The 12,219-nt window shown below is 40.3% G+C and carries 12 protein-coding genes; 9 read left to right on the forward strand and 3 right to left on the reverse strand.

What is annotated here, in order from left to right; all coding sequences use genetic code 11:
* Positions 1-250: 250 nt before the first annotated feature.
* The 4 genes from EDD69_RS05605 to EDD69_RS05620 all read left to right on the forward strand — a co-directional run bounded on the left by EDD69_RS05605 (position 251) and on the right by EDD69_RS05620 (position 4,040).
* Positions 251-706: a TlpA family protein disulfide reductase gene (locus EDD69_RS05605; RefSeq protein WP_132947981.1), complete on the forward strand. Its 456-nt coding sequence runs from the start codon at positions 251-253 to the stop codon at positions 704-706.
* A 255-nt stretch (positions 707-961) separates the two neighbouring features.
* Positions 962-2,290, forward strand: a complete 1,329-nt coding sequence (locus EDD69_RS05610) for a cytochrome ubiquinol oxidase subunit I (RefSeq protein WP_132947982.1) — start codon at positions 962-964, stop codon at positions 2,288-2,290.
* A 16-nt stretch (positions 2,291-2,306) separates the two neighbouring features.
* A complete protein-coding gene (locus EDD69_RS05615; protein WP_132947983.1) occupies positions 2,307-3,320 on the forward strand; it encodes a cytochrome d ubiquinol oxidase subunit II in 1,014 nt (337 codons plus the stop codon).
* A 54-nt stretch (positions 3,321-3,374) separates the two neighbouring features.
* Positions 3,375-4,040, forward strand: a complete 666-nt coding sequence (locus tag EDD69_RS05620; protein ID WP_132947984.1) for a potassium channel family protein — start codon at positions 3,375-3,377, stop codon at positions 4,038-4,040.
* A 57-nt stretch (positions 4,041-4,097) separates the two neighbouring features.
* Here EDD69_RS05620 and rnjA read toward each other — a convergent pair whose 3' ends face one another.
* On the reverse strand, positions 4,098-5,765 hold the full coding sequence (gene rnjA, locus EDD69_RS05625) for a ribonuclease J1 (RefSeq protein ID WP_132947985.1): 1,668 nt from the start codon (positions 5,763-5,765) through the stop codon (positions 4,098-4,100).
* 2 nt (positions 5,766-5,767) lie between these two features.
* The gene (locus EDD69_RS05630) at positions 5,768-5,977 is read right to left on the reverse strand and encodes a DNA-dependent RNA polymerase subunit epsilon (protein WP_132947986.1); all 210 of its coding nucleotides are present in this window, start codon (positions 5,975-5,977) and stop codon (positions 5,768-5,770) included.
* 444 nt (positions 5,978-6,421) lie between these two features.
* Between EDD69_RS05630 and EDD69_RS05635 the strand changes: the two genes are divergently transcribed.
* Complete coding sequence (locus tag EDD69_RS05635) at positions 6,422-7,198, forward strand: Cof-type HAD-IIB family hydrolase (protein WP_132947987.1); 777 nt, start codon at positions 6,422-6,424, stop codon at positions 7,196-7,198.
* Between the two features lie 23 nt (positions 7,199-7,221).
* On the opposite strand, the gene def is transcribed toward EDD69_RS05635, so the two are convergent.
* On the reverse strand, positions 7,222-7,776 hold the full coding sequence (def, locus tag EDD69_RS05640) for a peptide deformylase (protein WP_132947988.1): 555 nt from the start codon (positions 7,774-7,776) through the stop codon (positions 7,222-7,224).
* 49 nt (positions 7,777-7,825) lie between these two features.
* Here def and EDD69_RS05645 point away from each other — a divergent pair, with 49 nt between their 5' ends.
* The 4 genes from EDD69_RS05645 (at position 7,826) to EDD69_RS05660 (ending at position 12,218) form a co-directional block, all read left to right on the forward strand.
* Positions 7,826-8,452: a YkyA family protein gene (locus EDD69_RS05645; protein ID WP_132947989.1), complete on the forward strand. Its 627-nt coding sequence runs from the start codon at positions 7,826-7,828 to the stop codon at positions 8,450-8,452.
* 308 nt (positions 8,453-8,760) lie between these two features.
* The gene (pdhA, locus tag EDD69_RS05650; protein ID WP_132947990.1) at positions 8,761-9,867 is read left to right on the forward strand and encodes a pyruvate dehydrogenase (acetyl-transferring) E1 component subunit alpha; all 1,107 of its coding nucleotides are present in this window, start codon (positions 8,761-8,763) and stop codon (positions 9,865-9,867) included.
* 3 nt (positions 9,868-9,870) lie between these two features.
* Positions 9,871-10,848 carry an alpha-ketoacid dehydrogenase subunit beta gene (locus EDD69_RS05655; protein WP_132947991.1) on the forward strand — a complete coding sequence of 326 codons (978 nt, stop codon included), beginning with the start codon at positions 9,871-9,873 and terminating at the stop codon, positions 10,846-10,848.
* 74 nt (positions 10,849-10,922) lie between these two features.
* Positions 10,923-12,218: a dihydrolipoamide acetyltransferase family protein gene (locus EDD69_RS05660; protein ID WP_132947992.1), complete on the forward strand. Its 1,296-nt coding sequence runs from the start codon at positions 10,923-10,925 to the stop codon at positions 12,216-12,218.
* Position 12,219 lies beyond the last annotated feature (1 nt).

Genomic DNA, 12,219 nt, shown 5'->3' on the forward strand with positions numbered 1-12,219 from the left:
TTTCCTATTGCCTTTTTTTGGTCATTAATAGGGTATCCAATTTGATTGTGGGGTATACCGCTTCAGCCATGGTTAATTGATTTTCACAGAAAAAAGGGGGGACACCCCCTTTTTTTGGTTAGAACGGGGAGGATCTGTTTAAGCCTCATTTGTTCCGCTTTCTTCGTCCAAATGCAAGCGTGTCCTCATCGAAAGCTACTACTTTCACGGATGCGTTCTTAATATGTTGAACATCAAGGAGGGATTGACCATGAAATTGCGTGAACCAATGCCAGAATTGACAGGAGCGACGGCATGTCTAAATGGTGAAGTGACGAGGGAACAATTAATTGGCGAGAAACCGACGCTCATCCATTTTTGGTCCGTTAGCTGCCATCTTTGTAAAGAAGCGATGCCGCAAATTAATGAATTTCGCGATCAATATAAAGATCGACTCAATGTAATTTCTGTTCATATACCACGGTCGGAAAACGATTTAAATATTGAGCTTGTGAAAAAAACAGCTGAGGAGCATGGGATTACGCAACCAATTTTAATTGACAATGAACATAAGATCAAAGAAGCTTTTGACAATCAGTATGTTCCAGCTTACTATGTGTTCGATGCGGAAGGAAAGCTACGTCATTATCAAGCGGGCGGAAGCGGAATGAAGATGCTGATCAAACGTGTCAATCGCGTGTTAGAAGAAAGCGAACAAAACGAATAAACGGTGCAAAGAGATCGTCAAGGAGGAGGCGGTCTCTTTTTTATGTGATTTTTGTCATAAAATGTTCACCTTCCTTTTGCGCAAACGCATTATTTTAAGTTTACAATATAAATATAGTGAAAATATAGTTTTGTATGTAACCTACTCTATACGATAATCTTAGCTTTTTGGCAGAAAAGTGGTTTTTTATTCATGATGAGAGATGTCGGAAACTCAACTTGAATTTATATTATTGCCATATATAGGGGGATCGATATGGAACTTGATAGTGTCGTTTTGGCAAGGATGCTAACGACATTGACGTTAGCCTTTCATATTATTTTTGCGACGATTGGCGTTGGTGTACCGATTCTTATTTCCATTGCGGAATATATTGGAATAAAACGAAATGATCCGCATTATTTGCTGTTGGCAAGAAGATGGACGCGCGGCTTCGTGGTGACAGTGGCCGTTGGAGTCGTTACAGGAACATGTATCGGTTTGCAACTATCGCTGTTATGGCCGAGCTTTATGAAAATCGCGGGTCAAGTGATTAGCTTGCCTTTATTTATGGAAACGTTCGCTTTCTTCTTTGAAGCGATTTTTCTTGGCATCTATTTATATACATGGGATCGATTTAAAAAGCCGATTTATCACTGGTTGTTGTCGATTCCAATTATTATTGGCTCAAGCGCTTCGGCGTTTTTTATTACGACCGTTAATGCGTTTATGAATACGCCGCAAGGGTTTACGCTTGAAAACGGAGCCATTGCCGCCATTGATCCGATTACAGCGATGTTTAACCCTGCGACCCCATCGAAAGTATTCCATGTGTTAACTTCTTCGTACGTTTCTTCCGCCTTTATTTTGGCGATGATTGCGGCATTTCACATTTTGCGCGGAAAAACGGACGAGTACTACAAAAAAGCATTGAAATTAACGATGGTGGCAGGATTTATTTTTGCGTTATCGACCGCGATTGCTGGAGATCTTTCCGCGAAGTTTTTAGCTAAATATCAGCCGGAAAAATTAGCGGCAGGAGAATGGCATTTTGAAACGGAAAAAGGTGCGGACCTTTTGCTTTATGGGATTTTAGATGAAAATCATGAAGTCAAGTACGCTCTTCGCTTACCGAACATGTTAAGTTTCTTATCGTTTAATGATTTCAACGCAGAAGTAATCGGATTAAATGATTTTCCGGAAGATGAACGACCGCCGTTATGGATTCATTACATGTTCGACATCATGGTTACGATTGGTGTATATTTAGTCGTTGTTTCTTTTCTCTATCTTCTGTTTGAGCGGATGAAGCGCTTTAATCCGTATCATAAATGGCTTCTTTGGGCGATTGTCGCAGGCGGCCCGCTTTCGCTCGTTGCCATTGAAACAGGCTGGATTTTTGCGGAAGTCGGTCGACAACCATGGATTTTGCGCGGATATATGAAAGTGGCAGAAGGAGCAACGACCGCCGATCATGTCGGCGAAATGTTTTTATTGTTCCTCGCCCTCTATATTGTTTTAGCGATCATTTGTACAACGGTGTTGATCAAAATGTTTAAAAACAAACCAGCGGAAACGGAGTTAGAGTATCGTTTTAACAAATAAAGAGAGGGGGAAAAGGGTGGATATTCAACTTGTCGGCATGACGGTTTTATGGCTTTTTTTGTACGGCTATTTAATCGTTGCTTCGATTGACTTCGGAGCAGGCTTTTTTGCGTATTACTGTAAAATGAAAAAACAAGATCATTTAGTCAATCATTTAATTAGCCGCTACTTATCGCCTGTTTGGGAGGTCACAAATGTTTTTCTCGTCTTTTTCTTCGTCGGTTTAGTCGGCTTTTTCCCTGATACCGCATACTATTATGGAACAGCTCTTCTGATCCCGGGAAGCATTGCGCTCGTTTTGTTGAGTATCCGAGGCTCATTTTATGCGTTTGCGAATTATGGCTCAAAGGAAAATAAAGTTTACTTGTTTTTGTACGGCGTATCAGGATTATTCATTCCTGCCTCTTTTTCGACTGTATTGACCATCTCAGAAGGGGGATTTATTGAAAAGCGCGGGGAAGAAATCATTTTTTTCGCAGACCGCTTGTTTAAAAGCCCGTATTCATGGAGCGTTGTTTTTTTAGCAATCGTGAGCGTTTTATTTATTAGCGCCGCATTCTTAACGTACTATGCGGATCGGGCAAACGATGAACAAGCGCGCGAAATTTTAAGAAAATATGCGCTGTTTTGGAGCCCGCCTACCATCATTGCCAGCTTGCTTGTTTTTGCAGGATTGCGTGAGCATAATATTGCCCATTTTGAAAAAATGTTGATGTATTGGTGGGTGTTTGGTTTTTCATTCATCTGTTTTCTCGTCGCTTCTTCGTTAATTTATCAACGAAAGCGATACGGAACGGCCTTTGTATTCGTCATGTTGCAGTTTTTCTTTGCTTTTTTCGGATACGGGGCCTCGCATTTGCCGTACATTTTAGATCCGTATGTAACGATTTATTCTGCCTATACAAATGAGACGATGGGAATCGCTCTTGTTATTGTTTTTATTGCTGGATTGTTATTGTTAATCCCGTCACTTGTTTTATTAATGCGTCTTTTTCTATTTGATGCTGATTACGTAAAGGGAAAAAAATAAGCAAGTTTCCTCCGTTTTTGTGTTAAAATAAACAGTGAAACGGGGGGACTGTTGGTGAAAAAGAAAGAGTTTGCGGTAATTGGGCTTGGCCGTTTTGGCGGAAGTGTTTGCCGCACATTGAGTGAACAAGGAATGGAAGTATTGGCGATTGATATTAATGAGGATAGGGTCAATGAATACGCATCGATCGCTTCCCATGCGGTTGTTGCAGATTCAACGGATGAAGCGGTATTGAAAAGTTTAGGGATTCGCAACTTTGATCATGTCATTGTTGCTATCGGTGATAACATTCAAGCCAGCATTTTAACAACGCTTATTTTAAAAGAATTAGGGGTCGAAAAAATTACGGTAAAGGCAACGAATGATTACCATGAAAAAGTATTGAAAAAAATAGGGGCTGATCAAATTGTTCACCCAGAACGAGATATGGGTGAGCGCATCGCCCATAACATTATTTCGAATAATGTTCTCGATTATTTGGAGCTTTCTGATCGGCATAGCATCGTCGAAATTGTCGCCAACGATCGTTTGCATGGCCATTCGTTGCTCGAGTTAGATATTCGCGCAAAATACGGAATTAATATTGTTGCCATTAAGCGAGATAACGATATTATTGTTTCACCGCTTGCTTCCGAAATTATTCATAAAGGTGACATTTTAATTGTGATCGGTGCGGATGTGGATATTGATCGTTTCGAAAATCAAGTTGTTGGTGATTAAGAAAAGCGCATAAACATCGCATACGAAAAGCACCCTGTCAGGCGACAGGGTGCTTTTTTATACCTCCATAATAATCGGTAAAATCATCGGTCTTCGTTTTGTTTTTTCATATAAGAAAGGTGCAAGCGTGTCAGTAATTTCGTTTTTAATTTCGGACCATTGATTTGTGCCTTGTTCTAATAATTGCTGCAAATGTTTGGTGATCAAACTTTGCGCATCGTTTATTAAATTGCCTGATTCGCGCATGTAGACAAATCCGCGCGAAATGATGTCTGGTCCTGCGGCAATTTTTAAATCTTTCATATTAATGCTAACGACAACGATCACTAATCCTTCCTCTGACAAAATGCGGCGATCGCGCAACACGATATTGCCGATATCGCCGATACCGCTACCGTCAATATAAACAGAACCGGATGGAATTTTGCCGACAATTCCTGCTTCATTTTCGCTTAATCCTAATACTTCTCCGTTGTCCATAATAAAACAATTTTCCTCTGGAACTCCGCAATCGACTGCCAATTTGACATGCATTTTTTGCATTCGATATTCGCCGTGAATTGGCATGAAATATTTCGGTTTCATTAAGCGGATCATTAATTTTTGCTCTTCTTGACCGCCATGGCCAGATGTATGAATGTCGTTTAGCGGTCCATGGATGACTTCTGCTCCAGCCCGATAAAGCAAATTGATTGTTCGATTGACGCTAACGGTGTTTCCAGGGATTGGAGAAGAAGAAAAGACGACCGTATCCCCAGGAATAATTTGAATTTGTCGGTGTGTTCCATTGGCGATTCGCGATAAGGCAGCCATCGGTTCCCCTTGGCTTCCTGTGCAAAGAATGGTGACGCGATGTGCTGGCAGACGATTGATTTGCGTTGCATCCACAAACGTATCTTTCGGGCATTTAATATAGCCGAGTTGTTGGCCAATTTCGATCGCTGCTTCCATGCTGCGACCAAATACAGCAATTTTTCGGCCGTTTAGTACAGCGGCTTCCGTTACTTGTTGCAGACGATGGATATTGGATGCAAACGTAGCAAAAATGATTCGACCTTGTACTTTACGGAAAATGTCATGAATGCTTTCGCCAACGCGGCGTTCTGACATCGTAAAATGAGGGATTTCGCTATTTGTGCTGTCAGAAAGTAAACAAAGAACGCCTTCTTTCCCGATTTCGGCCATTTTTGTTAAGTTCGCTGGTTCGCCAACAGGAGTGAAGTCAAATTTGAAATCTCCTGTATGAACGATTTGTCCGACCGGTGTTTTTACGACAATTCCATAGCTATCAGGAATGCTATGGGTTGTGCGGAAAAACGTGACGGCTGTTTTTTGGAAACGAATGACATCGTCTTCTTTGATTTCAATTAATTTTGCTTGACTGAGTAAGCCGTGCTCTTCTAATTTGTTTCGAATCAATCCGAGAGCTAATTTTCCACCGTAGATCGGGACATTCACTTGACGAAGCAAATAAGGAATGCCTCCGATATGATCTTCGTGCCCGTGAGTAATAAACAACCCTTTAATTTTTTCAGCGTTTTTGACTAAATAGCTGTAATCGGGTATGACGTAATCAATTCCAAGCAATTCGTCTTCTGGAAACTTAATTCCCGCGTCAATGACGATGATTTCGTCTTGAAATTGTACGCCATATGTATTTTTTCCGATTTCGCCCAGACCGCCAAGAGCGAAAACTCCGACTTGATTTTCTTTTAAAAATTTCATGTTTAAATCTCCAATACCTTAAAATCAGCGTTTTGTTTTTCGTACTCTAAATGAGCACCTTCAAGCGGTTGAATGTATTCGATGTTAATGTTACGGTCTTGTAATTTTCGGCGCACATCTCGTTCACTTTCCGCTTCGATGTAAAGTGTTTTTGTTTTTTCTCTCACAGGCACTTCTTCAGGATTCTCCTGATAAAATACTTTAAAAATCATTCTTTCATCTCTCCTTACCCGTTTGTGATGTAGCTTTCTTTATTATATATAAAAAATGAATCATTTTGAAATAAAATTGAAAAGAAGCCCTTCGTCATAGAAGGGCTATGTCAAAATTAGGCGATCGATTTTTTTCTTAACAATTCCTTCCATTGTTTAAGCAGCTTTTGTTTGAGTTTTTTGAGCATGACTCATCAACTCCTTATCTTTTATTGTAAACAATTTTTGTCCAAAGTAAATGTTCTTCTTAATATTAGTATATAAGTTGATCGACATGTTTTGCATAGGAAAAAATGGAACAAAAACGTGACTGAGTAATTATGGGAAGGATCTCCACAAAAACTTGACTCACACCAAAAACGGAATTTCATTGACAATTTTCATCTGTTCGTTTACGGTAGGTTTGTGAAGTTTTACACGTTTAAATCATGAGGGTGGGAAATGATGGATAAAAAAATTGTTTTCTTTGATATCGATGGAACGCTATTGGATCATGACAAGGAACTGCCAGCATCGACCGCTGCCGCCATTCAAGCATTAAAGCAAGAAGGAATTTATGTGGCGATTGCGACTGGGCGCGCGCCGTTTATGTTTAAGGAATTGCGGGAATCGCTCGGAATTGACTCGTTTGTTAGTTTTAATGGTCAATATGTTGTGTTTGAAGGGGAAGTCATTTATGAAAATCCATTGGATAAAGAACGCCTTCATTCATTAAAAGAAGCGGCTCACGCCAATGAACATCCGCTCGTTTTTATGGATGCGGAAACGATGAAAGCAAGTGTTGAAAATCATCCTCATATTCATGTAAGCATGGGAAGCTTAAAGTTTACTCATCCTGAGTTCGATGAATATTATTACCAACATCAAAATATTTATCAAGCGCTTTTATTTTGTAAACCCGAAGAAGAAGAACTGTATGTTCGTACATATAAAGAATTTCGTTTTGTGCGCTGGCATGCCGTTTCAACGGATGTCCTTCCATCTGGCGGTTCCAAAGCGGAAGGAATCAAAAAAATGATCGAGAGAGTTGGCGTTCGACGCGAAAACGTCTATGCGTTTGGCGATGGGCTAAATGATATCGAAATGCTTCAATTTGTCGGCACGGGGGTCGCGATGGGAAATGCGAAAGAGGAAGTGAAACAAATTGCCGATTTTGTGACCAAACCTGTCGATGAAGATGGAATTTTATTTGGATTAAAAAAGCTAGGTTTATTGAAATAGAAAAGGGGAACAGCCCCCTTTTCTTATCTTTCAATCGGTATAGCATTTTCAGGAATTTTGAAAGGGTTTTCTTTATCGATATGATCGTAAAACATAATGCCGTTCAAATGATCAATTTCATGTTGGAAAACGATGGCAGGGAGTCCTTTTAAACGCAATTTCACCGTTTCTCCTTCTAGCGTCGTTCCGGTAACGGTGATTCGTGCATAGCGCGGAACATAGCCTGGAATGGGACGATCAACGGATAAGCATCCTTCACCGCTTGTTAAATAACATTTTTCAACGGAATGGCTAATAATTTTTGGATTAAACAATGCATAGCTATATAAATTTCCTTTCTCATCCGTAACGTGAACAGCAATCATTCGTTTCGATACATTAATTTGCGGAGCCGCTAACCCAATTCCTGGGCGAAGACCGTATTTTTCTGCTAATTCGGGATCTTGGCTCATTTTTACATATTCTAATAAGCTGGCTAAAATTTTCTTATCTTCGTCAGAAGGAGGAAGAGGCACCTCCTCAGCTACTTTTCGCAACGTTGGATGCCCATCCTTAATAATATCTTTCGCTGTAATCATTGGATCCTCACTCCTTATTTTTTGATTTTCAGTAAAGGGAGATGATTTTATGTCATTTCGACAAACGCTGTTCTTCTCTATTTTACTTATTGTTTTAACAAGTTGCAGTATAAACTCTCCAGAAAGGGAATTAAAATCGTTATTAAATGAAGTGAATCAATTAGAACAATCGTTTGCGAAGCACCAACAGCCACTTATTGAATTAGAGAAAAAGGAAAAAGAAATTTATGAAGAAATTATGTCGTTAGGGCTAAAGCAATTTGATCAAATTCAGCCGTTCGTGAAAGAAGCATTGCAAGTCATTGATCAGCGAAAAAAGCGAATGGATGAAGAGCGAAAAAACATGGTTCGCTTAAAAGATGAGATGGCGAATTTGCAACGATTGATTGATCAGATCGATGATCCGACAATAAAAAGTGAAGCGAGGAACGTTTACGAACTATGGGAGAAGCGTTATCGCTCATATGAACAATTATATCAATATTATCATCAAGCGTTGCAACTTGAGTCCCAATTTTATCATCTATTGCAAGAAAAGGATCTAACGTTTGTTGAACTTGAAGAAAAAATAAACGAGATTAATAAAACATATGAACGATTTCAAAAGATGATCGAGCAGTATAATGATTATACCAATCAGTACAATAAAGCAAAGAAAACACTATATTCCTTATGAAAAACAGAAATAATACAGTTTTTCAAAAAATATTATAACAGATTAATAACAGTTTCAATATTTTCCAATTTTAATATAATGCAAAAGCTTCGAGTCAAAGTAATTGACGATTAATATCGGAACGTGTAAACTTGAATATGTAAAAGAATAGTTGTATTAATGAAAACCACATTTTTTATTAATACAGCTTTAAATAAACAATATTGCTGCTTCGAACATTGAAAACGGTGTCTGTTTACTAAAAATTTTGGGTAAATTAAAGCTGCAATTATTTTACGTCTCGAAAAGGAAAGGATGAGGTGAACAAAATGGGTAAAAAGCCCCTATTTGATGTGAAAAAACAACTTGAAAAAGTGGCTGAGCAATTCCCGACGTTTCAAATTTTAAATGAAGAAGGCGAAGTTGTGAATGAAGCAGCTATGCCAGATTTGACGGATGAGCAATTGAAAGAGTTAATGCGCCGCATGGTGTATACGCGCGTTCTTGATCAACGCTGCATCTCTTTAAACCGTCAAGGTCGTCTAGGTTTCTATGCGCCGACAGCTGGTCAAGAAGCAAGCCAACTTGCAAGCCATTTCGCTCTTGAGAAAGAGGACTTTATTTTACCAGGATATCGTGACATTCCGCAAATGATTTGGCATGGATTACCGCTTTATCAAGCGTTCTTGTTCTCGCGCGGTCACTTCCATGGCAACCAAATTCCTGAAGGTGTAAACGTGTTGCCACCGCAAATTATTATCGGTGCGCAAATCATTCAAGCAGCAGGTGTTGCGCTTGGAATGAAAAAACGCGGTAAAAAAGCGGTAGCGGTTACATACACAGGTGACGGAGGAGCTTCTCAAGGAGACTTCTACGAAGGAATTAACTTTGCAGGCGCGTTTAACGCTCCAGCGATCTTTATCGTTCAAAATAACCGTTTTGCGATTTCTACACCAGTTGAGAAACAATCAGCGGCAAAAACGATTGCACAAAAAGCGGTAGCGGCGGGAATTCCAGGTATTCAAGTAGACGGAATGGACCCATTAGCTGTATACGTAGCTGTGCGCGAAGCTCGCGAGCGTGCGATTAACGGTGAAGGTCCAACTTTAATTGAAACATTATGCTTCCGTTACGGTCCACATACAATGGCGGGCGACGATCCAACTCGCTATCGTTCAAAAGAATTAGAAAGCGAATGGGAGAAAAAAGATCCGCTTATTCGTTTCCGTAAGTTCTTAGAAAACAAAGGCTTGTGGAGCGAAGAGGAAGAAAATCGCGTCATCGAACAAGCGAAAGAAGACATTAAAGAAGCGATTAAGAAAGCTGACGAAACACCAAAACAAAAAGTGACGGATTTAATGTCCATTATGTACGAAGAAATGCCGTTCTTCTTAAAAGAGCAATATGAAATCTATAAAGAAAAGGAGTCGAAATAGACAATGGCGCAAATGACAATGATTCAAGCAATCACTGATGCGTTGCGTATTGAAATGCGAAATGATCCAAACGTGTTGGTGTTTGGTGAAGACGTTGGTCTAAACGGTGGAGTATTCCGTGCGACAGAAGGATTGCAAGCGGAATTTGGTGAAGATCGCGTGTTTGATACACCGCTTGCTGAATCTGGAATTGGTGGTTTAGCAATCGGACTAGCATTGCAAGGATTTCGTCCAGTGGCAGAAATTCAATTCTTCGGTTTCGTTTATGAAGTAATGGATTCCATTTCTGGACAAATGGCACGTATGCGCTATCGTTCTGGCGGGCGCTATCATGCTCCAATTACTATTCGCTCTCCTTTTGGTGGCGGCGTTCATACACCTGAATTGCATGCAGATAGCTTAGAAGGGCTAGTTGCACAACAACCTGGTTTAAAAGTAGTAATTCCTTCTACGCCTTATGATGCAAAAGGATTATTAATTTCAGCGATTCGCGACAATGACCCGGTTATTTTCTTGGAGCATATGAAACTTTATCGTTCGTTCCGCCAAGAAGTTCCGGAAGGAGAATATACGATTCCAATCGGTAAAGCAGACATCAAACGCGAAGGAAAAGATGTATCGATCATCACATATGGTGCAATGGTTCATGAATCATTAAAAGCAGCAGCAGAACTTGAAAAAGAAGGAATTTCCGCGGAAGTTGTTGACTTGCGCACTGTTCAACCATTAGACATTGAAACCATTATCGCTTCTGTCGAAAAAACAGGACGTGCGATTGTCGTTCAAGAAGCGCAAAAACAAGCAGGTATTGCGGCAAACGTTGTTGCTGAAATTAACGAGCGTGCAATTCTTAGCCTTGAAGCGCCTGTGTTGCGCGTAGCGGCTCCTGATACAGTATATCCGTTCTCACAAGCAGAACCTGTATGGTTACCAAACTTCAAAGATGTCATTGAAGCAGCGAAAAAAGTGATGACGTTCTAATAAATAAGAATGAAGGGGAAGAACGATTGATTCGTTCGTTCCCCTAGCCCATATTGAATAGGAGGTAGACGAAAGTGGCATTTGAATTTAAATTACCGGATATCGGTGAAGGTATTCACGAAGGTGAAATTGTCAAATGGTTTGTCAAACCTGGCGACGAAGTGAACGAAGATGATGTGCTTTGCGAAGTGCAAAACGATAAAGCGGTTGTAGAAATTCCATCTCCTGTAAAAGGAAAAGTGTTGGAAATTTTAGTGGAAGAAGGCACCGTTGCAACAGTAGGACAAACATTGATTAAATTCGATGCTCCTGGTTATGAAAATTTGAAATTTAAAGGTGATCATGGCGATGAGCCAAAAGTAGAAGAAGCGAAAGAAGAAGTAAAAGAAGAAACAAAACAAGCAGAAGCTCCAGTGAATCCGAAAAAACGTGTCATTGCGATGCCTTCTGTTCGTAAATATGCACGCGAAAAAGGTGTCGACATCCGTCTTGTTCAAGGAACAGGAAAAAATGGTCGCGTGTTAAAGCAAGATATCGACGCATATTTAGCAGGTAAAACAGCGGCTCCTGCAGAAGAAACAGCGCCTGTTCAAGCACCAACTGCAGAAGAAACAGCGGCTCCAGCTGAAGCAAAAGCAGCGGCTCAACCGGTTGTACTTGAAGGCGAATTCCCTGAAACACGCGAGAAAATGAGCGGTATTCGTCGCGCGATTGCAAAAGCGATGGTCAATTCGAAACATACAGCACCACACGTTACATTGATGGACGAAGTCGACGTAACAAAACTTGTTGCGCATCGTAAGAAATTTAAAGAAATTGCTGCGCAAAAAGGCATTAAGTTAACATTCTTGCCATACGTTGTCAAAGCGTTAACATCAGCATTGCGCGAATTCCCAGCGCTTAACACATCCATTGATGATGCGACTGAAGAAATCATTTATAAACATTATTACAACATCGGTATCGCAGCGGATACAGAAAAAGGCTTGCTTGTGCCGGTCGTGAAACATGCGGATCGCAAATCGATTTTCGCGATTGCAAAAGAAATTAACGAGCTTGCAACAAAAGCGCGCGAAGGCAAATTAATGCCAAATGAAATGAAAGGGGCAACATGCACAATTACAAACATCGGTTCAGCAGGCGGTCAGTGGTTCACACCAGTTATTAACCATCCAGAAGTGGCAATTCTTGGAATCGGTCGCATTTCTGAAAAACCGATTGTGCGCGATGGTGAAATCGTGGTTGCTCCGGTATTAGCGTTATCATTAAGCTTTGATCATCGCATAATCGATGGTGCAACAGCGCAAAATGCGTTGAATCACATTAAACGTTTATTGAATGATCCAGAATTATTATTAATGGAGGCGTAAA

Source organism: Thermolongibacillus altinsuensis, from assembly GCF_004341205.1.
GTDB lineage: Bacteria > Bacillota > Bacilli > Bacillales > Anoxybacillaceae > Thermolongibacillus > Thermolongibacillus altinsuensis.

Excerpts from the sequence above, each read along its gene's own strand:
- EDD69_RS05630 (WP_132947986.1), bottom strand. The coding sequence starts at position 5,977 with ATGATTTTTAAAGTATTTTATCAGGAGAATCCTGAAGAAGTGCCTGTG.
- EDD69_RS05645 (WP_132947989.1), top strand. The coding sequence starts at position 7,826 with ATGTCATTTCGACAAACGCTGTTCTTCTCTATTTTACTTATTGTTTTA.
- EDD69_RS05610 (WP_132947982.1), top strand. The coding sequence starts at position 962 with ATGGAACTTGATAGTGTCGTTTTGGCAAGGATGCTAACGACATTGACG.
- def (WP_132947988.1), bottom strand. The coding sequence starts at position 7,776 with ATGATTACAGCGAAAGATATTATTAAGGATGGGCATCCAACGTTGCGA.
- EDD69_RS05605 (WP_132947981.1), top strand. The coding sequence starts at position 251 with ATGAAATTGCGTGAACCAATGCCAGAATTGACAGGAGCGACGGCATGT.
- EDD69_RS05655 (WP_132947991.1), top strand. The coding sequence starts at position 9,871 with ATGGCGCAAATGACAATGATTCAAGCAATCACTGATGCGTTGCGTATT.
- pdhA (WP_132947990.1), top strand. The coding sequence starts at position 8,761 with ATGGGTAAAAAGCCCCTATTTGATGTGAAAAAACAACTTGAAAAAGTG.
- EDD69_RS05635 (WP_132947987.1), top strand. The coding sequence starts at position 6,422 with ATGGATAAAAAAATTGTTTTCTTTGATATCGATGGAACGCTATTGGAT.
- rnjA (WP_132947985.1), bottom strand. The coding sequence starts at position 5,765 with ATGAAATTTTTAAAAGAAAATCAAGTCGGAGTTTTCGCTCTTGGCGGT.